Annotated in this window: 23 protein-coding genes; 13 read left to right on the forward strand and 10 right to left on the reverse strand. The window is 72.9% G+C overall.

What is annotated here, in order from left to right; genetic code table 11:
- Positions 1 to 13 precede the first annotated feature (13 nt).
- A complete protein-coding gene (locus tag D3A59_RS09455) occupies positions 14 to 1,261 on the forward strand; it encodes a cation:proton antiporter (RefSeq protein WP_119154670.1) in 1,248 nt (415 codons plus the stop codon).
- 60 nt (positions 1,262 to 1,321) lie between these two features.
- Here D3A59_RS09455 and D3A59_RS09460 read toward each other — a convergent pair whose 3' ends face one another.
- The 4 genes from D3A59_RS09460 to D3A59_RS09475 form a co-directional block, all read right to left on the reverse strand.
- Positions 1,322 to 1,873: a dihydrofolate reductase gene (locus D3A59_RS09460; RefSeq protein ID WP_119154671.1), complete on the reverse strand. Its 552-nt coding sequence runs from the start codon at positions 1,871 to 1,873 to the stop codon at positions 1,322 to 1,324.
- A complete protein-coding gene (locus D3A59_RS09465; protein ID WP_119154672.1) occupies positions 1,870 to 2,760 on the reverse strand; it encodes a DMT family transporter in 891 nt (296 codons plus the stop codon). The genes D3A59_RS09460 and D3A59_RS09465 overlap by 4 nt, the downstream gene beginning before the upstream one ends.
- Before the next feature lie 50 nt (positions 2,761 to 2,810).
- Positions 2,811 to 3,671 (reverse strand): thymidylate synthase, encoded by an 861-nt coding sequence (locus D3A59_RS09470; RefSeq protein WP_119154673.1) that lies wholly within the window; start codon positions 3,669 to 3,671, stop codon positions 2,811 to 2,813.
- A 677-nt stretch (positions 3,672 to 4,348) separates the two neighbouring features.
- Positions 4,349 to 4,690: a hypothetical protein gene (locus D3A59_RS09475; RefSeq protein WP_119154674.1), complete on the reverse strand. Its 342-nt coding sequence runs from the start codon at positions 4,688 to 4,690 to the stop codon at positions 4,349 to 4,351.
- Between the two features lie 289 nt (positions 4,691 to 4,979).
- On the opposite strand from D3A59_RS09475, the gene D3A59_RS09480 reads away from it, so the two are divergent.
- Positions 4,980 to 5,543: a peroxiredoxin gene (locus D3A59_RS09480; protein ID WP_119154675.1), complete on the forward strand. Its 564-nt coding sequence runs from the start codon at positions 4,980 to 4,982 to the stop codon at positions 5,541 to 5,543.
- 48 nt (positions 5,544 to 5,591) lie between these two features.
- On the opposite strand, the gene D3A59_RS09485 is transcribed toward D3A59_RS09480, so the two are convergent.
- A complete protein-coding gene (locus D3A59_RS09485; RefSeq protein ID WP_119154676.1) occupies positions 5,592 to 7,520 on the reverse strand; it encodes an ABC transporter transmembrane domain-containing protein in 1,929 nt (642 codons plus the stop codon).
- Between the two features lie 285 nt (positions 7,521 to 7,805).
- Between D3A59_RS09485 and D3A59_RS09490 the strand changes: the two genes are divergently transcribed.
- Positions 7,806 to 8,222, forward strand: coding sequence for a CopD family protein (locus tag D3A59_RS09490; RefSeq protein WP_119154677.1), 417 nt, complete (start codon positions 7,806 to 7,808; stop codon positions 8,220 to 8,222).
- Here D3A59_RS09490 and D3A59_RS09495 read toward each other — a convergent pair.
- Positions 8,195 to 8,743, reverse strand: a complete 549-nt coding sequence (locus tag D3A59_RS09495; protein WP_205665154.1) for a DUF2231 domain-containing protein — start codon at positions 8,741 to 8,743, stop codon at positions 8,195 to 8,197. The two genes, D3A59_RS09490 and D3A59_RS09495, sit on opposite strands and share 28 nt — an antisense overlap.
- Before the next feature lie 12 nt (positions 8,744 to 8,755).
- On the opposite strand from D3A59_RS09495, the gene D3A59_RS09500 reads away from it, so the two are divergent.
- The 7 genes from D3A59_RS09500 (at position 8,756) to D3A59_RS09530 (ending at position 15,687) form a co-directional block, all read left to right on the forward strand.
- Positions 8,756 to 9,505, forward strand: a complete 750-nt coding sequence (locus D3A59_RS09500; protein ID WP_205665155.1) for a cytochrome c oxidase subunit II — start codon at positions 8,756 to 8,758, stop codon at positions 9,503 to 9,505.
- The gene (gene ctaD, locus D3A59_RS09505; RefSeq protein ID WP_119154678.1) at positions 9,502 to 12,102 is read left to right on the forward strand and encodes a cytochrome c oxidase subunit I; all 2,601 of its coding nucleotides are present in this window, start codon (positions 9,502 to 9,504) and stop codon (positions 12,100 to 12,102) included. Before D3A59_RS09500 ends, ctaD begins: the two co-directional genes overlap by 4 nt.
- On the forward strand, positions 12,099 to 12,458 hold the full coding sequence (locus D3A59_RS09510) for a hypothetical protein (protein WP_119154679.1): 360 nt from the start codon (positions 12,099 to 12,101) through the stop codon (positions 12,456 to 12,458). The genes ctaD and D3A59_RS09510 overlap by 4 nt, the downstream gene beginning before the upstream one ends.
- Positions 12,449 to 13,321 carry a cytochrome c oxidase assembly protein gene (locus tag D3A59_RS09515; protein ID WP_119154680.1) on the forward strand — a complete coding sequence of 291 codons (873 nt, stop codon included), beginning with the start codon at positions 12,449 to 12,451 and terminating at the stop codon, positions 13,319 to 13,321. Before D3A59_RS09510 ends, D3A59_RS09515 begins: the two co-directional genes overlap by 10 nt.
- Positions 13,318 to 14,325, forward strand: a complete 1,008-nt coding sequence (locus D3A59_RS09520; protein ID WP_119154681.1) for a zinc-dependent alcohol dehydrogenase family protein — start codon at positions 13,318 to 13,320, stop codon at positions 14,323 to 14,325. Before D3A59_RS09515 ends, D3A59_RS09520 begins: the two co-directional genes overlap by 4 nt.
- A gap of 89 nt (positions 14,326 to 14,414) precedes the next feature.
- Positions 14,415 to 14,951 (forward strand): lactoylglutathione lyase, encoded by a 537-nt coding sequence (gloA, locus tag D3A59_RS09525; protein WP_119154682.1) that lies wholly within the window; start codon positions 14,415 to 14,417, stop codon positions 14,949 to 14,951.
- Positions 14,952 to 15,018: 67 nt separating this feature from the next.
- Positions 15,019 to 15,687 (forward strand): septal ring lytic transglycosylase RlpA family protein, encoded by a 669-nt coding sequence (locus tag D3A59_RS09530; protein WP_119154683.1) that lies wholly within the window; start codon positions 15,019 to 15,021, stop codon positions 15,685 to 15,687.
- Positions 15,688 to 15,690: 3 nt separating this feature from the next.
- Here the strand turns inward: D3A59_RS09530 and D3A59_RS09535 are convergent, their stop codons facing one another.
- A complete protein-coding gene (locus D3A59_RS09535) occupies positions 15,691 to 16,743 on the reverse strand; it encodes a ribonuclease Z (RefSeq protein WP_119154684.1) in 1,053 nt (350 codons plus the stop codon).
- Between the two features lie 289 nt (positions 16,744 to 17,032).
- On the opposite strand from D3A59_RS09535, the gene D3A59_RS09540 reads away from it, so the two are divergent.
- Positions 17,033 to 19,456, forward strand: coding sequence for an ATP-binding protein (locus D3A59_RS09540; protein ID WP_170162331.1), 2,424 nt, complete (start codon positions 17,033 to 17,035; stop codon positions 19,454 to 19,456).
- Here D3A59_RS09540 and D3A59_RS09545 read toward each other — a convergent pair.
- The 3 genes from D3A59_RS09545 to leuC all read right to left on the reverse strand — a co-directional run bounded on the left by D3A59_RS09545 (position 19,451) and on the right by leuC (position 23,922).
- Complete coding sequence (locus D3A59_RS09545; protein ID WP_336470412.1) at positions 19,451 to 21,187, reverse strand: methyl-accepting chemotaxis protein; 1,737 nt, start codon at positions 21,185 to 21,187, stop codon at positions 19,451 to 19,453. The two genes, D3A59_RS09540 and D3A59_RS09545, sit on opposite strands and share 6 nt — an antisense overlap.
- A gap of 642 nt (positions 21,188 to 21,829) precedes the next feature.
- On the reverse strand, positions 21,830 to 22,483 hold the full coding sequence (gene leuD / locus D3A59_RS09550; protein WP_119154687.1) for a 3-isopropylmalate dehydratase small subunit: 654 nt from the start codon (positions 22,481 to 22,483) through the stop codon (positions 21,830 to 21,832).
- Positions 22,480 to 23,922: a 3-isopropylmalate dehydratase large subunit gene (leuC, locus tag D3A59_RS09555; RefSeq protein ID WP_119154688.1), complete on the reverse strand. Its 1,443-nt coding sequence runs from the start codon at positions 23,920 to 23,922 to the stop codon at positions 22,480 to 22,482. The genes leuD and leuC overlap by 4 nt, the downstream gene beginning before the upstream one ends.
- A 122-nt stretch (positions 23,923 to 24,044) precedes the next feature.
- Between leuC and D3A59_RS09560 the strand changes: the two genes are divergently transcribed.
- Both D3A59_RS09560 and D3A59_RS09565 read left to right on the forward strand, forming a co-directional pair.
- Positions 24,045 to 24,983, forward strand: a complete 939-nt coding sequence (locus tag D3A59_RS09560; RefSeq protein ID WP_119154689.1) for a LysR family transcriptional regulator — start codon at positions 24,045 to 24,047, stop codon at positions 24,981 to 24,983.
- A gap of 70 nt (positions 24,984 to 25,053) precedes the next feature.
- A complete protein-coding gene (locus D3A59_RS09565) occupies positions 25,054 to 26,022 on the forward strand; it encodes a CAP domain-containing protein (protein WP_205665156.1) in 969 nt (322 codons plus the stop codon).
- Positions 26,023 to 26,026 lie beyond the last annotated feature (4 nt).

Here is a 26,026-nt window from a genome sequence, read left to right on the forward strand (position 1 = left end):
TGCCGGAGGCACGATGAACGACTTCAACGTGATCGTCACCCTGCTCGGCGGCACGATCCTGCTGCTGGGGCTGGCGTCAAAGCGGCTGGCGGCGAGCCCCTTCCCGCCGACGCTGCTGGCCCTGCTGCTGGGCGTCGGCATCGGGCCCGAGGCGCTGAACCTGATCGATCTCGACCGGCTCGGCGACCGGGCGGACCTGCTGGAGAAGGCGGCGCGGCTTGCGCTGGGCATCGGGCTGGTCGGCGTGGCGCTGCGCATCCCGTCCCGGTTCCCCCGCGAGCACTGGCGCTCGATGCTGACCCTGATCGGCCTGGGCATGCCGCTGATGTGGGCGATCAGCGGCCTGCTGGTCTACCTGATCCTCGGGCTGCCCTTCTGGCTGGCGGCGCTCATCGGCGCGGTGATCACGCCCACCGATCCGGTCGCCGCCAGCCCGATCGTCACCGGCCCGGTCGCGGAGGAGAACATCCCGGACCGCGTCCGCCACGCGATCTCCTTCGATTCGGGCGCCAACGACGGGCTGGGCTACCTCTTCGTCTTCCTGGCCTACCTGATGCTGACCCGGCATGCGGGGGAGGCCCTGTCGCACTGGGTGCTGACGACGATGCTGTGGGAGGTGGGTGTGGCGACGCTGTCCGGCCTGCTGCTCGGCTACGTCTGCGGCAAGCTGCTCAGGGCCGCCGAGGGGCTCGGCTCCATCAAGAGCGACTGGCGCCTCGTCTACACGGTGGCGCTCGGTTTCCTCGCCGTGGGCGCCGGCAAGCTGATCCACAGCGACGAGGTGCTCGTCGTGTTCGCCGCGGCCGCGGCCTTCGACCAGGTGGTGAGCGCGCAGGACCGCAAGAACGAGGAGCAGGGCCAGGAGGCGGTCAACCGCTTCTTCGCGATCCCCATCTTCGTGCTGCTGGGCGTCGCCATCCCCTGGGGCGGCTGGCAGGCGCTCGGCTGGAAGGGCGCGCTGCTCGCGGTCGCGGTGCTGCTGCTGCGCCGGCCGCTGACGCTGCTCCTGCTGCGGCGTTTCCTGCCGGAGGTCCGCAACGTCAAGGACGCGCTGTTCGTCGGCTGGTTCGGCCCGATCGCCGTGGCCGCCATCTACTACGCGTCGCTGATGGAGAAGAAGCTGGGCCAGCCGCTGGTCTGGGACGTGGTGAGCCTGGTGGCCTGCGCCTCCGTCGTGGCGCACGGCCTCACCGGCGCGCCGCTCACGCGGCTGTACGGGCGCGTCGCCGGCAAGCGCAGCAAGGCGGGTCCGCAGGCTTGATCACGACCACGACCACGACCACGACCACGACCACGACCACGACCACGCCCGGCATGCCCCTCAAGGCGCCTCGGGGACCGTCCTGCGCCGGTAGGTGACGAAGGCGTAGCCGAAGCCGTGCGGCGCCTCGGCCTCCCGCACCTCGCGCGAGACCTCGTCGAATGCCTCGCGCGGCCACGCGGGGAAGGCGGCGTCGCCGTCGAAGTCGCGGTCGAGCTCGGTCAGCACCAGCTCGTCGGCGCGCGGCAGCGCCTCGGCGTAGAGCTGCGCGCCGCCGATCACGAACACGCGCGGCTCCTGCGCGACGAGCGCGAGCGCGGCCTCGATCGAGTGCGCCGCCTCGGCGCCCGGGGCCTGCCACTGCGGGTTGCGCGTGACGACGATGTTGCGCCGCCTGGGCAGCGGGCGGAACGCGTCGGGCAGCGAGTCCCAGGTGCGCCGGCCCATGATCACCGGGCAGCCGAGCGTGACGCGGCGGAAGTGCTTCATGTCCTCGGGCAGGTGCCACAGCAGCGCGTTGTCGCGGCCGATCACGCCGTTGCGCGCCACGGCGGCGATCAGCGCCACGACGGGGCGGGCGGCGGGGGAGGTGTTCGGGGCGTCGGGGTTCATGAGGGAACTTTCTTTCTTACGGGCAGCAGCGCGCTGGCGATCGCGATCGTGATGCAGGCGGCGGCGGCATGGTCGAGCGCGTGCGGCACCTCGCCGACGATTCCCGCCGCCGAGAGCGTGCCGACCAGCGGCACCGCCATGATCGAGAAGGCGCTCGCCGCCGGCGGCAGCCGGCGCGCCATGCCGAACCAGATCACCTGCGCCCAGCCGTAGTTCAGCAGCACGCCGTAGGCGAGCGAGCCCCACATCGGGCCGCTGAAGGCGCGCGGATCGGGCAGCGGCTCGGTCGCGAGCGCGGCGAGCCAGAAGCCGGCCGCGCCCATCGCCATCATCCACACCGTCACCGCCTCGGTCGGCATTGCGAGCTTCGTGCGGCGCATCATCAGCGTGCCGGCGGCCCAGCTGAGCGCGGCAAGCTGCATCAGCACGACGCCGACGGGGCTGCCGGCCAGCCGCGCGAGCTCCTGCGCCGACAGCAGCCCGACCGCGGCCAGCGCGGCCGCGACCGACAGAAGCACGCGGGCGGTGAGCCGCTCGCCGGTGAGCAGCACCGCGAGCAGCACCGTCCACACCGGCATCGTGAAGCCGAGGATCGCGGCGCGCCCCGACGCGAGCTGCGCGAGCCCGAGGATCGAGAACAGGTGCCAGCCGAGGATGTTGGGCAGCGCCAGCCACGCCACCGCGCCGCGCGAGCCGCGCGGCAGCCGCATGTCGGTGCCGCGCCAGCGGAAGAAGAGGTAGAGCAGCAGCGCGCCGCCGCTCATCGTGACGGCGCGGAAGTACAGCGGCGTGAGCTCGCGCAGCGAGAACTTCATCATCGGCCAGTTCACCCCCCACATCAGCGTGAGCGCGACGAGCAGGCCGATGTCGCGCGGCCGCATCAGCATGGCGCGGCCGGGCGGCGACGGGCCGCGGCCGGTGCGGCGGCGCGCCGCACCTACACCGCCACCGGCGCCTTGATGGCCGGGTGGTGCTGGTACTCCAGCACCTCGAAGTCCTCGTACTCGTAGCCGAAGATCGAGTCCGGGCGGCGCCTGATGTTCAGCACCGGGTAGGGGTAGGGCGTGCGGGTGAGCTGCGTCGCGACCTGCTCGGCGTGGTTGCTGTAGATGTGGCAGTCGCCGCCGGTCCAGACGAAGTCGCCCACGTCCATGTCGCACTGCTGGGCCAGCATGTGCGTGAGCAGCGCGTAGCTCGCGATGTTGAAGGGCACGCCGAGGAAGATGTCGGCGCTCCTCTGGTAGAGCTGGCACGACAGCTTCGGGCGCTCGCCCTCGGCTTGCGGCGGCGCGACGTAGAACTGGAACAGCGCGTGGCAGGGCATCAGCGCCATCTTCGGCAGGTCGGCGACGTTCCAGGCGCTGACCAGGATGCGGCGCGAGTCGGGCTGCGTCCTGAGCAGCCGCACGGCCTCGGCGATCTGGTCGATCTGGCCGCCGTCAGGCGTCGGCCACGAGCGCCACTGCACGCCGTAGACGGGGCCCAGCTCGCCGTCCTCGCGCGCCCATTCGTCCCAGATCGTGCAGCCGCGCTCCTGCAGCCACTTCACATTGCTGTCGCCGCGCAGGAACCACAGCAGCTCCAGGATGATGGACTTCAGGTGCACCTTCTTGGTCGTCACCAGCGGGAAGCCCTCGGACAGGTCGAAGCGCATCTGGTGGCCGAACACGCTCTTCGTGCCGGTCCCGGTGCGGTCGGTCTTCTGCACGCCGTTGTCGGCGACGTGGCGCATGAAGTCTTCGTACTGGCTGCGCACCGGGCGCGAGCGGGGATGGTGGTCGGTGGTCACTGCGGTCATTCGGTGGGAGGGTGGGTCCGGTGCGGCCGCCGCGGGAGGCGGGCCGCGGATCCGGCGGGGGGCGCGGCACCTTCCGGAAGGCCGGGGGCATCGCGACGCGCCGGGGAGCACCCGGGGCCGGACAAGCGCCCGATTCTAGGCGGCGGCGGCCGTGTCCCGGGGGCGGTCGGGGAAGAGGGCCTGAAAGCTGCGGGCGAGTTCCGGAGAGGCCGCGCCGTGCCGGGAGGTGCAGGCGCCGGGTCCGGGGGACGCCTCTGCGGCATGCGCCGTGCGGGATTCGCCAGGCCGCTGCCTGTGGCCCTCGATGGGCCGGAAGGAAGCGGCACGCGAGGAGAAACAGCATGTGTCTCATTCCTGCAGGGATTATCCAGGCTGCCTTCCATTTCAGATGGAGCGGGCGGAGTGAAGGAAAACTCCCCGGTGGAAAGGTGATTTCTGCTGCAGCATTTCTCCTGGCGGAGCAGCAGAATGAAATGTCTGGTTGCGCAAGTAGCAGGGGGTCTCGTTTTCTATTTGAATTCTTACGAAGGCGAGGTAATGCGGTCTTTTCCATCCCGGCGCTCTGGAGGGCGCGATCGCCTGCACCGAATCGCGTCCTGCCGAGGTTTTCCGCTTCGGCATAAAAAGCGCCCCGGCGCGGAATCGCTACCGGGGCGCGGTCGGAGGAGGGAGGGAACTTAGTTGCGGTCGGCGCGTGCAGCGCGTGCGTTGCGCTCGCTCTCGACCTCGGTCGTCGTGGTGGTCGTGGTCGTCGCGGAGGTGGACGTGTCGGAGCGGGCGGCATCGGTGCTGCGCTCCGCGGCACGCTCCGTCGAGTTAGCGGCATTGCCGGCCGCATCCCGGGCTTCACGGGCTTCCTCGCGCACTTCCGCGCCGGCTTCACGGGTTTCCTGCCGCACTTCCGCCCCGGCTTCGCGCGCATTCTGGGCGGCGCTATCGGAGGTGGAGGACTGACCGAAGGAGAAGGTCGAAACGGTCACGGTGGCTGCGGCGATGATCAGGTTGCGAAGGGAAGTCATGGTATCGGACTCCGGTTGTTGAGGATGCAGGTTTACAGCAATCGACGTGCCGAAGCCGGCTCGGCTGCAGAAGATCCAGGTAAGGACCGAGTTGCTCCCGGGCGGCCCGCATTCGAGAAACCCGGGGCGGATCGAATCAAGTAACGGCTGACCCCGGTTTTTCCGGAGGCCTTGCCGCATATTCGACACGGGCCGGGTGGAACCTGCGGCAGGTGCCGCGAAGATGCTTCAGAATCCCTGCATCACGCCGCGTGAAAGCCGCGGCGCCTCCGAGAAAGGAACCGCCGCCATGCCCACCCGCCGCCAGGCCCTCGCCGCCTCCCTTGCGCTTGCCGCCGCCGCGCTCGGCCCGGCCGGCGCCGCCCGTGCCGCGCTCGCGGTCGGCGCTGCCGCGCCCGACTTCAGCGCCGAGGCCGCCGTCGGCGGCGAGGTGTTCCGCTTCACGCTGTCCGAGGCGCTGAAGCAGGGGCCGGTGGTGCTCTACTTCTATCCCAAGGCCTTCACCAGCGGCTGCACGATCGAGGCCAAGCTCTTCGCCGACGCGAGCGAGGACTTCAAGGCGCTCGGGGCGACCGTGATCGGCATGTCCAACGACCCGATCGACACGCTCCGGAAGTTCTCGGTGGAGGCCTGCCGCAGCAAGTTCGCGGTGGCGGCCGACCACGGCGCGAAGGTCATGAAGGCCTACGACGCCGCGCTGCGCATCGTGCCCGGCATGGCCGACCGCATCTCCTACGTGATCAGCCCGCAGGGCCGCGTGCTTCACGTCCACGACAGCATGAGCCCCGAGGGCCATGTCACGAGCACGCTGAAGGCCGTGCAGGCTTGGAAGGCGGGCACCGCGACGCGCTGAGGCGCTGCGGCCCCGCGAGGCCGGCGCGGGCGCCGGGGCCGGGCGGCTTCAGCCGTCCTCGTCCGGCGGCTCCAGCCCGAACTGCATCTCGGCCAGCCGCGCGTAGAGGCCGCCGCGCGCGACCAGCTCGGCGTGCGTGCCGCTCTCGGCGATGCGGCCGTGGTCGAGCACGACGATGCGCCCGGCGCGCTGCACGGTGGACAGCCGGTGCGCGATGATCAGCGTGGTGCGGTGCCGCATCGCCGCCTCCAGCGCCGCCTGCACCATGCGCTCGCTCTCGGTGTCGAGTGCGCTGGTGGCTTCATCCAGCAGCAGCAGCGGCGGGTCCTCCAGCATCGCGCGCGCGATCGCGATGCGCTGGCGCTGCCCGCCCGACAGCCGCACGCCGCGCTCGCCGAGGAAGGTGCGGTAGCCCTCGGGCATGCGCTCGATGAAGTCGTGCGCGAAGGCGGCGCGCGCCGCGGCGACCACCTCCTCGTCGCTCGCCTCGGGGCGGCCGTAGCGGATGTTCTCCATCACGTCGGCGGCGAAGATCGTGCTCTCCTGCGGCACGATGCCGATGCGCCGGCGCAGTTGCTTCGGGTCGGCCTGCGCCACCGGCACGCCGTCGATCTCGACGCGGCCGGACTGCGGGTCGTAGAAGCGCAGCAGCAGCTGGAAGACGGTGCTCTTGCCGGCGCCGCTCGGGCCGACCAGCGCCACCGTCTCGCCCGGTTGCACCTCGAGCGTGAAGTGCGACAGCGCGCGGTGCTCGGGCCGCGAGGGGTAGTGGAAGCACACGTCGTGCAGCACCAGCGAGGAGCCGCCGCGCGCCGGCGGCAGCGGCCGCGGCTCGGCCGGCGGCTCGAGCTTGCTGCGCAGCGCGAGCAGCTCCATCAGCCGCTCGGTGGCGCCTGCGGCGCGCAGCAGCTCGCCGTAGACCTCGGACAGCACCGCCACCGCGCCGACCAGGATGATCACGTAGACCACGGTCTGCCCGAGGTGGCCCGCGCTGATGCGGCCCGCGACCACCGCCTGCGTGCCCTGGTAGAGGCCCCAGAGCATCGCGGCGAAAGTGGCGGTGATGATGAAGGCGACCAGCAGCGACCTCGCGCGCGTGCGCTTCACCGCGGTGCGGAAGGCGACCTCGGTCGCCTCGGCGAAGCGCCGCGTCTCGCGCTCCTCCTGCACGTGGCTCTGCACCACCGGCACCGCGGCGAGGATCTCGGCGGCGATCGCGCTCGAGTCGGCGACGCGATCCTGCGCCTCGCGCGACAGCCGCTGCACGCGCCGGCCGTAGATTGCCGAGGGCAGCACGATCAGCACCACGATGCCGAGCACCTGCGGCATCACGGTCGGGTTGGTCCACACCAGCATGCCGAGCGCGCCGATGCCGGTCACGAGGTTGCGCAGCCCGAGCGAGAAGCTCGACGTGACCACCGTCTGCACCACCGTCGTGTCGGTGGTCAGCCGCGACAGCACCTCGCCGGTCTTGGCGGTCTCGAAGAACTCGGGGCTCTGCTGCAGCACGTGGCGGTAGACGGCCTCGCGGATGTCGGCGGTGATGCGCTCGCCGAGCCAGGTGACGACGTAGAAGCGCGCCGCGGTGAACACGCCGAGCGCGACGCCGACGCCGAACAGCGCGAGGAAGTGGTCGCGCATCGCCATCACCCGCGCGCCGGGGTCGCTCGCGATCAGCCCGCGGTCGATCAGCATGCCCATCGCCACGGGGAAGGCGAGCGTCGCCGCCGCCGCGAGCATCAGGAACAGCGCCGCGAGCAGCAGCACGCCGCGGTAGGGGCGCATGAAGGGCAGCAGCATGCGCAGCGTCAGGAAGCGGCGCCGGCCGTTGGGGGGCTGCGCGTCGGCGGGGGGACTCCCGGCGCGGTCGAGCGCGTCGAGCGGCGTGTGCGCCGGCTGCGGCGCCGCCTGCCGTGGCGCCTGTTGCGGCGCGGGCGCCACCGGCTCGATACGGTGCGGAATCTCGGTGCGTCTCATCGTGGCAGCTTAGCGGCAGGCCTGCCGCGGTCCGCTGCGGACCCGGCGCCGGCCGGGCGCAGGTGGCTCTGTGGGGCAGGCGCCATGCCCGGAGCGCGTCGCCGACGCGGCCCGGCCCGGTCTGCACCTCGCTATCCCGCGCGGCCAACCCGGCAGCGACGCCGCGACCGGGGCGCATGAAGGGGGTGGGTGGCGATGGCCCCCGCGGGTATCGAACTTGCCTGCACCGGGCAGGCGTCCGTCGGTTTCCTGCGGCGGTCGTGCCGACCCGCCCCGGAGGAAACCATGCCCTGGCTGAAAGTCGTCCACATCATCGCGCTGGTGAGCTGGAGCGCCAGCCTCATCTACCTGCCGGCGCTGGTCGCAGCCCAGACCGGCCGCGGCGATCACGCGATGGCGCAGCCCTTCGGCGGCTCGCTGATCCGCGACGTGTTCACGCTGGTGGCGACGCCGCTGGCGCTGCTGACGATCGCCTCGGGCACCGCGCTCTTCCTCGTCGAAGGCGCGCTCGGCCTGTGGCTGATCCTCAAGCTCACGCTGGTGGCCGGCATGGTGCTGCTGCACGTGTGGTGCGGCGCGCTCATCCTGCAGGCCGAGCACGACCCGGCGATGCCGCTCGGCGGCCGCTGCGTCATGATCGGCGTGACCACGGCGCTGCTGATCTCGGGGGTGCTCTACCTCGTGCTCGACAAGCCGGCATGAGGGGCGGCGTCCTCCTGGCCGCTCGGCGCGCCGACATGGACGCCGATCGCGTGCTCGTAGACCAGGCGCCCGCCGAGGTAGCTGGCCACGCTGACCAGCGCCGCGACCAGCAGCGACAGGTAGAGGCCCCACGGCAGGATGCCGGCCTGCGCGTCGTGCAGGCGCAGCACCCAGTTCAGCGACCCGAGCGACAGCATCATCACCGCGATGATCGAGTGGCTCCAGCCGGTCACGAGGCGGCGGATGTTCCTCACCATCACCAGGTCGTAGAGGCCGAACAGGCTCGCGCCCCAGCCGCCGAGCGCGCCCACGCCCGCCAGCCACAGCCCGGCGCGCGCCCAGAACGGGTCGCGGGTCCACCACCATGCCAGATCGGTCGCCACCAGGCCCAGCAGCGCGGCCAGCGGCAGGTGGATCAGCATCGGGTGCAGCGGGTGGCCACGGATCGCGGCGCGGCTGTGGATCGGCTCGGGCACCGCCTTGCTCATCTCGGCTTCGCGTTCGGTCGGGCTCTGGCTCATCGGCATCTCCTGGTGGCGGGACTCGTCGCGGCTTCGGCGCCGCTGCTCGGGGGCTGCGAGGGCGTGCAGTCGACGCTGCACCCGGCCGGCCCGGCCGCACGCGCGATCTCGTGGCTGTGGTGGGGCATGTTCGCCGCCTTCACCGCGATCTCGATCGGCGTCGTCGCGCTGTGGCTGCACGCCCAGCGCCGGCGAGCGCGCGACTGGTCCGAGGAGGAGGCGCGCCGCGCCGGGCGACGCTTCGTCGTCGCGGGCGGCCTGCTGCTGCCGGGCATCAGCGTCGCGGTCATCTTGGCATTCGGCATACCTATCGGGAACCGGCTGCTGCCGCAGCCGCTGGCCGCGGGCGCGCCCGAGCCGCTGCGCATCGTCGTGACCGCGCGGCAGTGGCAGTGGGAGGTGCGCTACCCGGAGACGGGCGAGGTGCTGTTCGACGAGCTGCACCTGCCGGCGGGCCGGCCCGCCGACGTGCAGGTGCGCAGCGAGGACGTCATCCATTCCTTCTGGGTGCCGCGGCTGCACGGCAAGATCGACGCGGTGCCGGGGCGCACGCACGTCGTGCGGCTGCTTGCCGAGGCGCCGGGCGAGATGGGCGGGCAGTGCGCCGAGTTCTGCGGCCGCGACCACGCGCACATGGTGCTGGCGGTGCGGGTGCACCCGGCCGAGGTCTTCGAGCGCCGCCTCGCCGAAGCCGCCGCAGCGGGCAGGCCGCCGCGTCAGGCGGCAGTTCCTGCCGAGACGGCGACGGAGGTTCGGCAATGAGCACGCCGCCGCACCCGGCCGGCGCGCTCCGGCACGCCGAATCTGCAGTCCCCGCAGTCCCCGCCGACCGGCTCGACGCCGGGGCACCGCGCGGCGCCCCCGAGGCCGAGCGGCTGCACGAGCAGTTCGAGCGCGTGTGGGGCAACCCGCGCGGCTGGCGTGCGCTGACGATCGTCAACCACACCACGATCGGCCGGCGATTCATCGTCACCGGCGTCGGCTTCTTCCTCGTCGGCGGCCTTCTCGCGATGCTGATGCGCTCGCAGCTCGCGATGCCCCTGCACGACTTCATGGACGCCGAGGCCTACAACCAGGCCTTCACGATGCACGGCACCGTGATGATGTTCCTGTTCGCGGTGCCGATCCTGGAGGGCCTGGCGGTCTACCTGATCCCGAAGATGATCGGCGCGCGCGACCTGGTGTTCCCGCGGCTGTCGGCGCTCGGCTACTGGTGCTACCTGTTCGGCGGGCTGATCCTGCTGTCGAGCCTGTTCCTCGGCATCGCGCCCTCGTCGGGCTGGTTCATGTACCCGCCGCTGTCGAGCGAGTACACGCCGGGGCGCAACAACGACTTCTGGCTGCTGGGCATCACCTTCGTCGAGATCTCGGCGGTGGCCGCCGGCGTCGAGCTCGTCGTGTCGATCCTGCGCACGCGCGCCGCCGGCATGGCGCTGCACCAGATGCCGCTGTTCGCCTGGTACATGCTCGTGACGGCGCTGATGATCGTGATCGGCTTCCCGCCGCTGATCCTCGGCTCGATCCTGCTCGAGCTCGAGCGCGCCGCCGGCTTCGCCTTCTTCGACACGGCGCGCGGCGGCGACCCGATCCTGTGGCAGCACCTGTTCTGGCTCTTCGGCCACCCGGAGGTCTACATCATCTTCCTGCCCGCGGCCGGCATCGTCTCGACGGTGCTGCCGGTGTTCGCGCGCCGGCCCATCCTCGGCTACCGCTGGGTGGTGCTGGCGGCGGTGGCCACCGGCTTCATCAGCTTCGGGCTGTGGGTGCACCACATGTTCGCCACCGGCATCCCGCACCTCTCGCTCGCCTTCTTCTCGGCGGCGAGCATGGCGGTGGCGATCCCGACCGCGGTGCAGTTCTTCATCTGGATCGCGACGCTGTGGACCGGGCGGCCGCGCTTCTCGCTGCCGATGCTGTGGCTGTTCGGCTTCGTCGTCACCTTCGTGCTGGGCGGACTGACCGGCGTGATGCTCGCGCTGGTGCCCTTCGACTGGCAGGTGCACGACACGCACTTCGTCGTCGCGCACCTGCACTACGTGCTGATCGGCGGCATGGTGTTCCCGCTGATCGCGGGGCTGTACTACTGGCTGCCGCACTTCTCGGGCCGCATGCCGTCCGAGCGGCTCGGCCGCTGGGGCTTCTGGCTGAGCTTCGCGGGCTTTCACCTGACCTTCCTCGTGATGCACTGGACCGGGCTGCTCGGCATGCCGCGGCGCGTCTACACCTACGACCCCGGCCTCGGCTGGCACCTGCCGAACCTGCTGTCGTCGATCGGCGGCTTCATCTCGGCGGCAGGCTTCGCCATGGTGATCCTCGACGTCTGGCTGCACTTCCGCCGCGGCCCGAAGGCGCCGCCCAATCCCTGGGAGTCCGACGGGCTGGAGTGGGCGATGCCGCTGCCGCCGCCGTCCTACAACTTCGCGAGCCTGCCGCGCGTGAGCAGCCGCAACCCGCTGTGGGACGAGCCGCGGTTGCTGCACGGCATCCGCGCCGGCGAGCACGGCCTGCCCTCGGTCGCGCACGGGCGGCGCGAGACGATGGGCACCGACGCCGTCAGCGGCGAGCCGCGCGAGGTGATCCACCTGCCCGGCAACTCCTGGCTGCCGCTGTGGGTGGCGCTGTCGCTGGCGGTGATGTTCGTCTCGCTGCTCGCGAAGTTCTACTGGGTGGCGCTGGCCGGCGCGCTGCTGGCCTTCGCCTTCACGCTGCACTGGAGCTGGGTCAACGGCGCGCACCCGCTCGCGGTGCCGCAGGGCGAGACCTCGCCGGGCGAGCCGCCGCTGCACTCGCGCACCTTCGACAGCCCCGGCCGCTGGGGCATGGGCGGCACGCTGCTGGCCGACGCCTCGCTCTACCTGTCGCTGGTGTTCGGTTGGTTCTACCTGTGGACGGTGGGGCCCGGCTGGAATCCGCCGCAGCGCAGCCCGCTCGACGGCACGCTGCTCGCGCTCGACGGCGCGCTGCTGACGGCGGCGGCGCTGTGGTTCGGCCGGGTGCTGCGGCGGCTGCGCCGCGGCGACGGGCGCGGCCTCGCGCTGCAGCTGGGCGGCATCGCGCTGCTCGGCCTCGCGCAGCTCGCGCTGCTGCTGTGGCTGCTGATCGAGCCGCCGCTCGCGCCGCGCCGGAACGCGCACGACGCGGTGCTCGCGGTGATGCTCGGCTTCCTCGCCTTCCACGGCTTGCTCGCCACCGTCGCCACCGCGCTGCAGGCCTGGCGCGCGCGCATCGGCTACGTCAGCCCGGCCACGCCCTACGAGCTGCCGGTGCTCGCGCCGCTGTGGCACTTCAACCTCGCGACCTTCTGGATCGGCTACGCCTCGCTGATCCTGTTCCCCGCGAGCTTCGGGAGCCTGCGATGAGGCGCGTGCCCGTCCCCTCGCACCCGGCGCACCTGGTGCTCGGCCTGCTGGTGTGGAGCGTCTGGTTCGTCGTAGTCTACGGCGGCGTCACGGTCGGCTGCGTGCTGCTCGAGCCGGACCCGGCGCTCGGCGCGCGCACGCCGGTCAACCTGCTGCTGGCGGCGCTGAGCGCCGGCGTGGCGCTGGCGCTGGGGCTCGCGGCCTGGCTGTGCTGGAAGGCGGCGCGTGGCCCGCTCGCCGGCGGCCCGCGCCGCGAGCTCTTCATCGCCCGCACCTCGGCCGCGCTCTACCTGATCTCGGCCGCGTCGACCGCCTTCGTCGGCTGGCCGCTGCTGATCCTGCCGCCATGCCTCTGACGCGCCGTCTCCCCGTGCCGGCGCTGGCGGCGGCGCTGCTGCCCGGCGCAGCGCAGGCGCACGGCCTCGCGCTCGACGGCCACCTGCCGGAGGCGCCGACGCTGCTGAACGCGCTGCTGCTCGCGCTCGCCTGGGCCGGCTGGGGATTCGGCGCGCGGCGCGTGCCGCCGCGTCGCGGCGAGCGGCTCGCGCTGCACGCCGCGGCGGGGCTGTCGGCGCTGGCGCTGTTCGGGCCCTTCGACGACGGCGCGCCGGCGCTCGGGCTCGCGCCGGGCGCGGCGCTGCACATGGCCCAGCACATGCTGCTGATGGTCGTGATCGCGCCGCTGTGGGTGATTGCGCGGCCGCTGCCGCAGTGGCGCGCGCTGCTCGGGGCGCGCGCCGACCCGCTGTGGAAGGCGGCGCTGCGGCCGGCGCGCAGCCCGATGGCCTGCGCGGTGCTGCACGGCGCGGCGGTCTGGGCCTGGCATGCGCCGGCGGTCTACGACCTCGCGGTCACCGGTCCGTGGTGGCACCTGGCCGAGCACGCCTGCTTCCTGTTCACCGCGTGGCTCTTCTGGTGGTCGGTGCTGCGCGCGCCGGCGCGGCGGCAGGCGCAGGCGCTGTTCGCGCTGCTGTTCACGCTGATGCACACCGGCATGCTCGGCGCGCTGCTGAGCTTCGCGCGCGCGCCGTTCTACCTCGACGCGCCCGACCTCGCCGACCAGCAGCTCGCCGGGCTGCTGATGTGGGTGCCGGGCGGTCTGGCCTATGTCGGCGCCGCCGCGGGGTGCGGCTGGCGCTGGTTCTCGCGGCTCGAGGCGCGCGGCCTGCGGCCGGCCCCGGGCCCGCATCGCAAACCGAACCTGGAGAGACATTCATGAAAGGTATTTCCCTGCGCGCCCCCGGCGGGCTGGACCGGCTGGAGCGGGTGGAGCTGCCGGACCCGGGCGCGCCCGGGCCGGGCGAGATCCGCGTGCGGCTGCACGCCAGCTCGCTGAACTTCCACGACTACGCCGTCGTCAGCGGCCGCATGCCGGCCGCCGACGGCCGCATCCCGATGTCCGACGGCGCGGGCGTGGTCGAGGCGGTGGGCGAGGGCGTCACGGAGTTCGGCGTCGGCGAGGTGGTGGTGTCCTGCTTCTTCCCGACCTGGCAGGACGGCCCGCCCACCGTGGGCGACTTCTCGACGGTGCCGGGCGACGGCGTGGACGGCTACGCGCGCGAGGCGGTGGTGCGGCCCGCGGACTGGTTCACGCGCGCGCCGGCGGGCTTCAGCCCCGCCGAGGCGGCCACGCTCACCACCGCCGGCCTCACCGCCTGGCGCGCGCTGGTCGTCGACGGCGCCCTGAAGGCGGGCGACAGCGTGCTCGTGCTCGGCACCGGCGGCGTGTCGATCTTCGCGCTGCAGCTCGCCAAGGCGATGGGCGCCACCGTCATCGTCACCTCCTCGTCCGGCGAGAAGCTCGAGCGCGCGCGTTCGCTTGGCGCCGACCACACCATCAACTACCGCGAGCAGGCCGACTGGGGCGTGCTCGCGCGCGAATGGACCGGCGGGCGCGGCGTCGACCACGTCGTCGAGGTCGGCGGGCCGGCGACGCTGCCGCAGTCGATCGCGGCGGTGCGCGTCGGCGGGCACATCTCGCTGATCGGCGTGCTGACCGGCGCCGCGGGCCCGGTGCCGACCGCGGCGCTGATGGCGCGGCAGGCACGGCTGCAGGGCTTGATCGTCGGCAGCCGGCGCGAGCAGGCCGACTTCGTGCGCGCGATCGAGGCGACCGCGCTGCGGCCGGTGATCGACCGCGCCTTCGCGCTCGACGACATCGCCGCGGCCTTCCGCCACCAGGAGTCGGGCGCGCACTTCGGCAAGATCTGCCTGGAGTTCTGAAGAACCCGGCTCCGGCAGCCATCGCCGCGGCCGGACAGAATCCGGCCCCCATCAATCCTTTCCTTCCTCCCCACCAGAGGACGCATCCCATGAGCTTCGACTCCGAACAGCACCCCGGCGTCGCCGCCGAGGCGCCCGCCGCCACGCGCGGCTTCACCCTCAACCACTCGATGCTGCGCGTGAAGGACCCGGCGGTGTCGCTGGCCTTCTACAGCGGCGTGCTGGGCATGCGCGTGCTGCGCAAGCTCGACTTCCCCGAGATGAAGTTCTCGCTCTATTTCCTGGCCCACCTGCCCGAGGGCGAGGCGGTGCCCGAGGACGAGGGCGAGCGCACCGCATGGACCTTCGCGCAGCGCGGCGTGCTCGAACTCACGCACAACTGGGGCACCGAGTCGGACCCCGAGTTCAGGTACCACGACGGCAACGCGCAGCCGCAGGGCTTCGGCCACATCTGCATCTCGGTGCCCGACCTCGACGCCGCGATGGCCTGGTTCGATGAGCACCAGGTGCCTTGCGTGAAGCGCCCGGAGCAGGGAAAGATGCGCGACGTGGCCTTCATCAAGGACCCCGACGGCTACTGGATCGAGATCGTCGAGCCGGGGCGGCTGAAGGCGCTGGGGCGCTGAGCGGCGGGGGTGGCACGGCCGCTGCGGATAGCATCGGCGCGTTCCGTCCCGACGTTCCACGCGCTCCATGGTGCCTCTTCAAACCTTCCATCGCCTCCTCGCCGGCCGCCGCGCCGGCGCCTCGCTCGCCGCCGCGGCGCTGCTGCTCGCGCTGGCAGGCTGTTCCACCTCGCCCCCGGCCCCTTCGGGGGCCTCGCGCCCGGCTCCCCCGGGCGGCGCGCGCGACCTCGACGGGGCCCCGGACGCGGTGCCGCGCATCGAGCCGTTCGCCGACGGCCCGAACCGGCCCTATGCGGTGCTCGGGCGCACCTACGTGCCGCAACTCGCCGACCGGAGCTACCCGCAGCAGGGCATGGCGTCCTGGTACGGCGGCAAGTTCCACGGCCGCAAGACGAGCAGCGGCGAGGTCTACGACATGTACGCGATGACGGCGGCGCACCCGACGCTGCCGATCCCGAGCTACGCGCGCGTGCGCCACCTCGGCTCGGGCAAGACCGTCATCGTGCGCATCAACGACCGCGGCCCCTTCGTGCGCGACCGCATCATCGACCTGAGCTACGTCGCGGCCCGCAAGCTCGGGCTGCTGCAGAAGGGCAGTGCGATGGTCGGCGTCGAGCGCATCACGCACGCCGAGATCCGCGCCGGCAGCTGGCGCTTCTCCCAGGTGCCGGGCGAGGCCGAGGAGTTGGCCTTCGCTCCCGAGGGAGAGGGCACGTTGCCGGGCGAGGGCGGCTGAGCCTCAGGCGGGGCTGGCGGGCGCTTCGGCCTCTCCTGCCTGCGCCGCGCCGCCCCACGCGGCGCGCGCCTCGGCGACGAGCTCCCCGGTGCGGCCCTGGTAGCGCGGCGAGAAGTGGAAGGGCACCAGCGCCCGCGCGCGCAGCCGGCGCGCGATCTCGCCGGCCTGGCGTGCCGTCAGGTGGTTCTTGCGCAGCGCGTGCGCGCGGTCCTTGTCGAGGAAGACGCTCTCGATGTAGAGCAGGTCGACTCCGTCGAGCAGCCGCGACAGCTGCTCGACGTTGTCCTCGCTGCCGCGCAGGTCGGTGACGTAGCCGATGCGGCGTCCCGGCACCACGTCGAGCACCAGCGGGCGCAGCTCGGCGACGCTGCGCACCGTCGCATGCTCGCCGTCGCGGTCGCGCCAGCGCAGCTCGATCGGCGTCTCGTCCGGCGCGCCGGCGAGCACCGCGTGCTTGAGCTCGCGCAGCCAGGCGCCGGTGGTCACGCCCATCGCCGCGAGCCGCTCGGGCGCGACGCGCACGCGGGCCTTCTCCTCGATCGCGTAGGCGAGCACCGGCATCTCGTGGTCGACGAAGCGGGCGCGCACGCGGAAGGTGGTCTCCTCGTGCAGCACGTCCCCGTCCGCCATGTCCGCGGGCGGCAGCTCGGTGCGCGCGAAGGCGCTCGCGCTGTCGAAGCGCGCCCGGCGCCGGCGGCCGTCGGGCCGGATCTCGCAGGCCTCGATCGCCAGCGGCGTCTCGTAGCGGTGCACCACGTTCCAGGTGTAGGCGCGCAGCTTGTGCTCGACCTGCGCGACGAAGTCCGGCCCACCCCATAGCACCAGCCGCGGCATGCGCCCGAGCCCGACCGCGAGCAGGTGGTCGAAGCCGGCGAAGTGGTCCATGTGGGTGTGCGTGACGAAGGCGTGCGAGACGCGCAGCAGCACGCGCGGCGGCAGCATGCCGAGCTCGCCGAGGTCGAACAGCAGCGCGCGCCGCTCGTCGCGCACGTCGACGACCAGGCCCGGCTCGTTCGACGACGGGTCCATCAGGCGGGGTTCGAGCAGCGTGCGCATCGGTGCGGCGGCGGTGCCGCGTCGCACGGGACGCCGGCGGGGCCTCGGCGCATTATCGAAGGGCCGCGGTACGCGGCGCGCGGTGCGGCTTTGCACCGGCCCGCCCCCGGTGCGCGAGCCGGGCGCGGGCCCCATCCCGGCGACGGCATCTATGATGCGGTTCCTTGCAGAAACTGCGCGGCCCCGGCCGTCTCGCGTGCCGTTCCTCCCAGCGATCCGGATCCCATCCCTTGCGTCCCCCCGCCCGGGCCGGGCCGCCCTGGCGGTCGCCGCCGGCGTGGCGGGCGGCATGGGACTGCGCGCGCTGCTCGATCCCTGGCTGGGGGAGGCGATCCCCTTCCTGCTGGCCACGCTGGCCGTGCTCATGGTGCAGATCCGGGCGGGGCGCAACGCCGCCCTCGCGACGGTGCTCGGCTGCATCGCCTGGACCCTGCTGCCCGGCGCGGCGCCCGCAGCGTCGTGGGTGCATCGGCTGATCTTCCTGCTGGCCGCCGGCGCCACCGTGCTGCTGCTGGAGCATGTGCTGCGCAGCGGCAGCGATGCCGTGAACCTGGAGGAGGGCGAGGCGCACGACCCGCTGCGCTGGCTGCGCGCGTCGATCGCGCTGTCGCTGATCCTGCCCGGCGCCTTCTTCCTCAGCATCGCGTGGTTCGGGCACGGGCAGGCGCAGGAGCAGGCGCAGGAGCGGCTCGCCCGGACGGCGCGGGTCGCGGAGGAGCACGCGGCGCGCGTGATCGAGACCAACGGCGTGATCGCGCGGCAGCTGCTGCAGCAGCTCGGCCACGACGGCGACGACGCGATCCGCGCACGGCGACGTGAACTCCACCGCATGCTCGCCGAGGTGGCGGGGCCGCTGCGCCAGGTCCAGTCGGTCTGGGTCTGGGACCGGTACGGCCGGCCGCTGGTCTCGAGCCTGTTCGAGGAGGTGCCGGCGGCGCTGGACGTCTCCGATCGCGACTACTTTCTCCAGTGCCTCACGAAGCTCGACGGCTGGTACGTGTCGAGACCTGCACTCAGCCGCTCGACCGGCGAGCCCTTCTTCAACCTGAGCCACTGCCGGCAGGCCGCGGACGGCAGCTTCGCCGGCGTGATCTCGGTGTCGCTGCGGCCGGAGTACTTCGCCGACTTCTACGCCGGCCTCGCGTCGGCCGAGCCGGGCCTGGCGGTGACGCTGCTGCGCGAGGACGGCACGATCCTCGCGCGCCATCCGGCGCCCGGGCGCGAGGACAGCCGCCTCGCGCCGCACAGCCAGACGCTGGCGCTGATGCGCCAGGGCGTGGCCCAGGGGCGCTTCGAGGGCAAGTCCACGGTGGACGGGGTGCGTCGCTCGGTGCTGCTGCACCGGCTCGAGCACTACCCGCTCTACATCGCCACCGCGATGGAGCGCTCGAGCGCGCTCGCGGCCTGGCAGACCCAGCTCGCGGTGCTGGCGGCCGTGACCTTCCCGGCGAGCCTGGCGCTCGCCTACCTGACCTCGCTGGCGCTGCGGCGCGCCCGGCGCGAGACCGAGGCGCTGCGGCGGCTGCGCGCCGAATCCGAGCAGCGCATGCGCGCCGAGCAGGCGCTGCGGCAGGCGCAGAAGCTCGAGGCGCTGGGCCAGCTCACCGGCGGCGTCGCGCACGACTTCAACAACCTGCTGATGGTGGTCAACACCAATGTCCACCTGCTGGGACGCCAGCATCCGCAGCTGCAGCAGAGCAAGCAGCTCGGGGCGATCCAGCGCGCGGTCTCCTCGGGGGCGCGGCTCACCCGGCAGCTGCTCGCCTTCTCGAGGCGGCAGGCGCTGCGGCCCGAGACGCTGCGCCTGCCGGAGCTGCTGCCGAGCCTGGCCGAGCTGCTGCGGACCTCGGTCGGCAGCGGCGTGAAGCTGGAGCTGCGGCTGGATCCCGCCACCCGTCCCGTCACCGTGGACCCGGCCGAGCTGGAGGTGGCGCTGCTGAACCTGGCGATCAACGCGCGCGACGCGATGCCCGGCGGCGGGCGGCTGACGATCGAGGTGCGCAACGCACCGGCGGCCGCCGGGGAGGCGGCGGGTCGGGAGGCCGAGCCCGGCGTCGAGATCGCGGTGACGGACACCGGCGAGGGCATCCCGGACGAGCTGCGCGAGCGGGTGTTCGAGCCCTTCTTCACCACCAAGGAGCCGGGGCGGGGCACCGGCCTCGGGCTGAGCCAGGTGTACGGCTTCTGCACGCAGGCCGGCGGCTCGGTGCGCATCGAGTCGGAACCGGGGCAGGGCACCACGGTGCGGCTGCGCCTGCCGGCCAGCCCCGCGCCGCTCGCGTGCCGGGCGGCGGAGACCGTGGCGGCGCCTCCCGCCGCGCCGCTGCGCGCCCGCGTGCTGCTCGTCGAGGACAACCCGGACCTGGCGGAGGCGACGCAGGCGCTGCTGCGCTCCTTCGGCTGCGAGGTCGAGCATGCCGGCGACGCCACCGCCGCGCAGCAGCGGCTCGGCGAGCCGGCGCGCCGCTTCGACCTGCTGCTCAGCGACATCCTGATGCCGGGCGGGCTCAGCGGGATCGGGCTCGCGGGCCGGGTGCGGGAACTGTGCCCGGGGCTGCCGATCCTGCTGATGACGGGCTACACGAAGGAGCTCGACCGCGCCGTCGAGCAGGGCTTCGAGGTGCTGCCCAAGCCGCTGGAGGCGCAGACGCTGGAGCAGGCGTTGCGCCGGGCGCTGGCGGACGCGGAGGACAGGGCCCCCGGCCGCTCATGAGGCGGCGGGTCCGGTCTTGCCGAGCCGGAACACCGAGACCGCCTCCACGAGGCGGTCCGCCTGCGCCTTCAGGCTCTGCGCTGCCGCGGCGCTCTGCTCGACGAGCGCGGCGTTCTGCTGCGTGGACCGGTCCATCTGCGCGACGGCCTCGCCGACCTGGGCGACGGTATTGCTCTGCTCGCCGCTGGCGTTGCTGATTCCACCCATGATCTGCGTGACCCGCTCGATCGAGGCCACGATCTCATCCATCGTCGCGCCCGCCCGGTCGGCGAGCACCGTGCCTTGCTGCACCGTCTCGACGCTGCCGGTGATCAGGTCCTTGATTTCCTTGGCTGCCGTGGCGCTGCGCTGGGCGAGGCCGCGGACCTCGCCCGCCACCACGGCAAACCCGCGGCCCTGCTCCCCGGCGCGCGCGGCCTCGACCGCGGCGTTGAGCGCGAGGATGTTGGTCTGGAACGCGATCGCATCGATCAAGCCGATGATCTCGGCAATCTTGCGGGAGCTGTCGTCGATGCCCCGCATCGTCTCCACGACCTGCCCGACCACTTCGCCACCGCGCAGCGCGATGGAGGTGGCGGCCTGTGCCAGCTCGCTCGCCTGGCGCGCATGGTCCGCGTTCTGCCGGACGGTGGCATTGAACTCCTTCATCGAGGCCGAGGTCTCCTCCAGCGCCGAGGCCTGCGCCTCGGTGCGCTGGCTGAGGTCCAGGTTGCCCTGCGCGATCTGCGTGCTGGCGGCCGCCACGCCTTCGGCGTTCTGCCTCACGTCGCCCACGATGCGGGCGAGCCGGTCCCTCATGAGGGACAAGGCCTGCAGCAACTGCGCGATCTCGTCCCGACCCCGGGCATCGACCCTCACCGACAGTTCGCCGTCGGCGACCGCACGGGCGACGTCCATTGCCTGGGCGAGGGAGCGGGTGATCGAGCGGCTGAACAGGAAGGCGCCGACCCCGGCCGCCGCGGACACGGCCAGCATGAGCGCGAGGCTGCCGAGCGTGGCGCGCCGGCCGTCCGCGTCCGCCTCCGCAGCGGTGGCCGCGCCGGTGGCGGCGATCCCTTCGCTGGCTTCCTCGAGCAGCCTGGCGGGCTCGCGGTCCATGCCCTTCACCGCGGCGTCCCCGACGCTGGCGTCGAAGCCGGAGGACTTGAACGCCTCGAAGGCGCGGCGGTAGCCCTCGCCCATCTTGAGATGCGCCTGCGAGAACCGTTCCACCAGGGCCTTGCTTTCGCCCTCCGGCAGGGATGCGAGCAGCCGCCGGGTCCCCTCCGCCGTCTCGCGCTCCAGCTTGCCGAAGGCGCTCCAGTGCTTGTCGAGCTGCTGGGGATCCTTGCCGCGCAGCAGCGTGTTCTTCCACTCCTGCACCTGCAGCTTGAACGCAATCGAGATGTCCTGGACGGCACGCACGTTCTCGTGCGTGCTCCGCACCTCGCCGGAGTAGGTGTCGAGCACCTGGTTGAGCCGGTGGAGGCCGAAGAGGGCTGCGCCGACGACGAGAAGCAGTGCTGCGAGGAAGGCCAGTGGCAGCTTGAGGCGGAGATTCATCAGGATCGTTCTTCTTGGGGTTGGACGGTATGCGCGAGCCGCGGAGCGGCGGAGCTCCTGCGCTCCCTGGTGCGTCGGCGTGCCGCAGTCGTTCGGAACCGCAGCCCCGGCCTTCCCGGGCAGGCGCCCGACGACCTGCCGCGGCGTGGACGCCGTTGCCGCTTGTCGGGAAGGGGCTTCCTGCTGCATTCACCGCTGCGCTCGGACGCGGCGCTGGAGCGCCGGGTCCGCTCGGGGCAGCCGTCGCCGGAACGATCACCGCCGGTCCTGTTGCGGCAGGGAAGCCTTGGTACCGAGACGGCTTCGGGCAGGGCGCTCGGAGCGTCAGGAGGCACCTCATGGGGTTCCGGAGGAGGCGCGGCCTGACGGAACGCGGGGCTGCGCCCGGCCTGCACCGAGGAGGCAGGAGTACAGGTTTGCACTGTAGGTGCGGGCGCTGTTCGGCGAGAGGCGAAAAAGGCGGGAAAGGAGCGCCTTTTCCGCAGCCGGCCATCCGCACGGCAGGCTCGCATCCGGGCCTTGCGGATAGTGGCAGTTCGCTCGAGCGGTGGCCCCAGGACGGTCGGCTCCCCGCCGTCCCGGCCTCCCAGCACGGTTTTGCCGACACCGGCCCATGCTTGGCGGGCGCGATGTCATCGCGCCGCTGCACAAGCACTCCGATCGCCTCGCGACCCCTCGGGCGGCCCTGCGGGAGAGGAGCGGCGCTTCGCCCGGGCTGCCGCCGGTGCAGGGGGCGGATTGACGGCGAGTCGGGCGCGACACTTCCGCGAGGGATGGCGGGGGTCCGTGCCCGCGTACGGCGGCCGCCGGAGAGCCGGCCCGCAGCAGGGCTCAGCGGCCGCCGGCGAACAGCCAGGGCTCGGCCTCGCGGCGCCGGCGCTCGTAGGCGCGGATCGCGTCCTCGCGCGCGAGCGTCAGCGCGATGTCGTCGAGCCCCTCGAGCAGGCAGTGCTTGCGGTGCGCGTCGATCTCGAAGCCGATCGCGCGGCCGTCGGGCGTCGTGACCGTCTGCGCCGCGAGGTCGATGGCGAGGCGGTAGCCCGGCGAGGCCGCGACCTCGGCGAAGAGCCGGTCCACCGTCGCCTCGTCGAGCACGATCGGCAGCATCCCGTTCTTGAAGCAGTTGCCGAAGAAGATGTCGGCGAAGCTCGGCGCGACGAGCGCGCGGATGCCGTGGTCGCGCAGCGCCCAGGGCGCGTGCTCGCGGCTCGAGCCGCAGCCGAAGTTGCCGCGCGCGAGCAGGATCGAGGCGCCGGCATAACGCGCCTGGTTCAGCGCGAAGTCCGGGTTGCGCGGCCGGCGGCTGCAGTCCTGCCCCGGCTCGCCGCGGTCGAGGTAGCGCCACTCGTCGAACAGGTTGTCGCCGAAGCCGGTGCGCCGGATCGACTTCATGAACTGCTTCGGGATCAGCGCGTCGGTGTCGACGTTGGCGCGGTCGATCGGCACGACCAGGCCGTCGTGCGTCGTGAAGGGATGCTGGCTCATGCTGGGGACTCGGTGGTGATGTCGACGAAGCGTCCGGCGACCGCCGCGGCGGCGGCCATCGCGGGGCTGACGAGGTGGCTGCGCCCGCCCGCGCCCTGGCGGCCCTCGAAGTTGCGGTTCGAGGTCGAGGCGCAGCGCTCGCCCGGCGCGAGCCGGTCCTCGTTCATGCCCAGGCACATCGAGCAGCCGGGCTCGCGCCACTCGAAGCCGGCGGCAGTGAAGATGCGGTCCAGCCCCTCGGCCTCGGCCTGCGCCTTCACGAGGCCCGAGCCGGGCACCGCGAGCGCGAGCTTGACCGACGGCGCGATGCGCCGGCCCTCGAGCACCGCGGCGGCGGCGCGCAGGTCCTCGATGCGGCCGTTGGTGCACGAGCCGATGAAGACCTTGTCCGGGCGGATCCCGGTGATCGGCACGCCGGCCTCCAGCCCCATGTAGGCGAGCGCGCGTTCCATGCCGGCGCGGCGCACCGGGTCGGCCTCGGCGGCGGGGTCGGGCACCGTGGCGCCCACCTCGACCACCATCTCGGGCGAGGTGCCCCAGCTGACCATCGGCCGCAGCCGCGTCGCGTCGATCTCGAGCACCTCGTCGAAGGCCGCGCCCTCGTCGCTCACCAGCGTGCGCCAGTAGGCGACGGCCTGCTCCCAGTGCCCGTCCCGCGGTGCGTAGGGGCGGCCCTTCACGTAGTCGATCGTCTTCTGGTCCACGCCGATCAGGCCGACGCGCGCGCCGGCCTCGATCGCCATGTTGCACAGCGTCATGCGGCCTTCCATCGACAGCGCGCGGATCGTGCTGCCGGCGAACTCGATCGCGCAGCCGGTGGCGCCGCCGGTGCCGATGCGGCCGATGATCGCGAGGATCAGGTCCTTGGCGGTGACGCCGGCGGGCAGCGCCCCCTCGACGCGCAGCAGCATCGTGCGCATGCGGCGCATCGACAGGCACTGCGTCGCGAGCACGTGCTCGACCTCGGAGGTGCCGACGCCGAAGGCGAGCGCCGCGAAGGCGCCGTGCGTGCTCGTGTGCGAGTCGCCAGCGACCACCGTCATGCCGGGCAGCGTCGCACCCTGCTCGGGACCGACCACGTGGATGATGCCCTGGCGGCGGTCGCGCAGCCCGAAGCCGGTGATGCCGAAGTCGGCGCAGTTGCGCTCGAGCTGCTCGACCTGCAGGCGCGACAGCGGGTCGGCGATGCCGCCGCCGGGGCCGCGCTCGCGCGCCGTGGTCGGTACGTTGTGGTCGGCGCTGGCGAGCACCGTCTCGCGCCGCCAAGGCTGGCGGCCGGCGAGGCGCAGGCCCTCGAAGGCCTGCGGGCTCGTCACCTCGTAGACCAGGTGGCGGTCGACGTAGAGCAGCGCGGCGCCGCCGGGCTCCTCGTGCACCACGTGGCGCTGCCACAGCTTCTCGAACAGGGTCAGGGCGCCCGCGCCTCGTTCAGCACTCATCGGAAGGTCTCCTCCCTCGTGGGGGTCCGGGGTCGTCATGGACGCCGATTCTGGGGAGCGCGGCGGGGCTTCGGTTCGTAAGTTGTTGACGGGGCCTCAACTTCCGGTTGAGGATGGCGCCCATGTCCTTCCCGCCCAACCTCGGACGCTTCGATCTCGCGTCGCTGCGGCTCTTCCTGTTCACGGTCGAGGCGGGCAGCCTCACGGCCGGCGCCGAGCGCTACGGCATCTCGCTCGCGGCGGCCAGCAAGCGCATCGCCGAGCTCGAGGCGCGCGTGGGCCTGCCGCTGCTCGAGCGCAGCAAGCGCGGCGTGGTGGCCACGCCCGCGGGCCAGACGCTGCAGCGCCACGCGATCGAGCTCGTCGCGCGCCTGGAGCAGCTCGCGGTGTCGATGGCCGACTTCCACCGCGGCACCGAGGGCCACTTGCGACTGTGGGCCAACGCGTCCGCCTTCATGCGCTTCCTGCCGGCGGCGCTGGCCGCCTACTCGGCCGCCCACCCGCGCATCAAGATCGACCTGGAGGACGTGTTCAGCGACGACGCGGCGCGGGCGGTGGCGCGCGGCACCGCGGAGCTCGCGGTCATCGACGAGCACACGCTGGCCGAGGGGCTGCAGACGCTGGTGTGCGACGTCGACGAGCTGCTGCTGGTGGTGCCGCCACGGCACCCGCTCGCGGCCTGCCGCGCGGTGCCCTTCGCGCAGGCGCTGGAGCACGAGTTCGTGGCCTTCGGCCGCGCCACCTCGCTGACGCGCCAGATGGCCGCCGCGGCCGAGGCCGCCGGGCGCAGCCTGACGATCCGCGTGCAGATCCGCAGCTTCGACGCGATGTGCCGGATGGTGGGGGCGGGGCTGGGCATCGGGCTGCTGCCCGGCGCGGCGGCGGTGCCCCACGCCGCGGCGATGGGCCTGCGCCTCGTGCGCATCGAGGGGCCGCTCGCGCAGCGCCGCCTGCTGCTCGCGATGCGCGAGCGCGGCGCGCTGTCGCCGCCGGCCGAGGCCTTCGTGAGGCTGGTCGAGCGGCAGCGGCTCGAGGCGGCGCGCGAACCCGCCTTGCGCTGAGCCGGGCCGCCCCCGGTCGCGGGCGGTCGAGCACGCGGCTTGCCATGTCGGGTTCGCATCGGGAGCCGCGGTGGACATCTCTGCCAACCTCGTCGACATCCTTCTGGGCCTCGTGATCCTGCTGGGGCTGTGGGCCGGCTGGCGCCACGGCTTCCTGTCGGCCGCGTCGGGGCTGCTCACGCTCTTCGCCAGCCTGGTGCTGGCCTTCGCGGGCTACCGGCCGCTGGCGGGGCTGATCGAGCGCCATGTCGTGGCGCTCGGCGTCTGGGGGCCGCCGCTCGCCTTCGTGCTCGCGCTCGTGCTGGCGCGGCTGCTCGTCGGCAGCCTGATGCAGCGCGCGCTCGACGCGCTGCCGCGCGCGGCCCACGTGCACCGCGCCAACCGCGTGCTGGGCCTCGCGCCCGGCCTCGTCAACGGGCTGATCAACGCGACGATCCTGGCGCTGCTGCTGCTCGCGCTGCCGCTGTTCGACGGGCTGAGCGCCCGCGCCCGCGACAGCGTGCTGGCCGGGCGGCTCGCGGTGCCGGCGGAGTGGCTGGAGGCGAAGCTGGCGACGGTGTTCGAGGAGGCCGCGGGCGCCGCGCTGGACACGCTGACGGTGCGCACCGGGCCGCGCGACACGGTCAAGCTGCCCTTCACGGTGCCCGATCCTCGGGTGCGCGAAGACCTGGAGGCGCGGATGCTGGAGATGCTCAACGAGGAGCGGCGGGCGCAGGGACTGCAGCCGCTGAAGGCCGACCCGGAGCTGGCCGAGGTGGCGCGCGCGCATTCGCGCGACATGTTCGCGCGCGGCTACTTCTCGCACGTCACGCCGGACGGCCGGGACCCCTTCGACCGGCTGCGCGCGAGCAAGGTGCGCTTCCTGACCGCGGGCGAGAACCTCGCGCTCGCGCGCACGCTGCCCACCGCGCACCAGGGGCTGATGGACTCGCCCGGCCACCGCGCCAACATCCTGCGTCCCGCCTTCGGGCGCGTCGGTATCGGCGTCCTCGACGGCGGCCGCCACGGCCTGATGGTGACGCAGAAGTTCCGCAATTGATGCC

It is taken from the genome of Caldimonas tepidiphila (assembly GCF_003569765.1).
Lineage (GTDB): Bacteria > Pseudomonadota > Gammaproteobacteria > Burkholderiales > Burkholderiaceae_C > Caldimonas > Caldimonas tepidiphila.

Coding starts and splice junctions, on each gene's coding strand:
- D3A59_RS09455 (WP_119154670.1), top strand. CDS start 14: ATGAACGACTTCAACGTGATCGTCACCCTGCTCGGCGGCACGATCCTG.
- D3A59_RS09460 (WP_119154671.1), bottom strand. CDS start 1,873: ATGAACCCCGACGCCCCGAACACCTCCCCCGCCGCCCGCCCCGTCGTG.
- D3A59_RS09465 (WP_119154672.1), bottom strand. CDS start 2,760: ATGCTGATGCGGCCGCGCGACATCGGCCTGCTCGTCGCGCTCACGCTG.
- D3A59_RS09470 (WP_119154673.1), bottom strand. CDS start 3,671: ATGACCGCAGTGACCACCGACCACCATCCCCGCTCGCGCCCGGTGCGC.
- D3A59_RS09475 (WP_119154674.1), bottom strand. CDS start 4,690: ATGACTTCCCTTCGCAACCTGATCATCGCCGCAGCCACCGTGACCGTT.
- D3A59_RS09480 (WP_119154675.1), top strand. CDS start 4,980: ATGCCCACCCGCCGCCAGGCCCTCGCCGCCTCCCTTGCGCTTGCCGCC.
- D3A59_RS09485 (WP_119154676.1), bottom strand. CDS start 7,520: ATGAGACGCACCGAGATTCCGCACCGTATCGAGCCGGTGGCGCCCGCG.
- D3A59_RS09490 (WP_119154677.1), top strand. CDS start 7,806: ATGCCCTGGCTGAAAGTCGTCCACATCATCGCGCTGGTGAGCTGGAGC.
- D3A59_RS09495 (WP_205665154.1), bottom strand. CDS start 8,743: ATGAGCCAGAGCCCGACCGAACGCGAAGCCGAGATGAGCAAGGCGGTG.
- ctaD (WP_119154678.1), top strand. CDS start 9,502: ATGAGCACGCCGCCGCACCCGGCCGGCGCGCTCCGGCACGCCGAATCT.
- D3A59_RS09510 (WP_119154679.1), top strand. CDS start 12,099: ATGAGGCGCGTGCCCGTCCCCTCGCACCCGGCGCACCTGGTGCTCGGC.
- D3A59_RS09515 (WP_119154680.1), top strand. CDS start 12,449: ATGCCTCTGACGCGCCGTCTCCCCGTGCCGGCGCTGGCGGCGGCGCTG.
- D3A59_RS09520 (WP_119154681.1), top strand. CDS start 13,318: ATGAAAGGTATTTCCCTGCGCGCCCCCGGCGGGCTGGACCGGCTGGAG.
- gloA (WP_119154682.1), top strand. CDS start 14,415: ATGAGCTTCGACTCCGAACAGCACCCCGGCGTCGCCGCCGAGGCGCCC.
- D3A59_RS09530 (WP_119154683.1), top strand. CDS start 15,019: ATGGTGCCTCTTCAAACCTTCCATCGCCTCCTCGCCGGCCGCCGCGCC.
- D3A59_RS09535 (WP_119154684.1), bottom strand. CDS start 16,743: ATGCGCACGCTGCTCGAACCCCGCCTGATGGACCCGTCGTCGAACGAG.
- D3A59_RS09540 (WP_170162331.1), top strand. CDS start 17,033: ATGGGACTGCGCGCGCTGCTCGATCCCTGGCTGGGGGAGGCGATCCCC.
- D3A59_RS09545 (WP_336470412.1), bottom strand. CDS start 21,187: ATGCAGCAGGAAGCCCCTTCCCGACAAGCGGCAACGGCGTCCACGCCG.
- leuD (WP_119154687.1), bottom strand. CDS start 22,483: ATGAGCCAGCATCCCTTCACGACGCACGACGGCCTGGTCGTGCCGATC.
- leuC (WP_119154688.1), bottom strand. CDS start 23,922: ATGAGTGCTGAACGAGGCGCGGGCGCCCTGACCCTGTTCGAGAAGCTG.
- D3A59_RS09560 (WP_119154689.1), top strand. CDS start 24,045: ATGTCCTTCCCGCCCAACCTCGGACGCTTCGATCTCGCGTCGCTGCGG.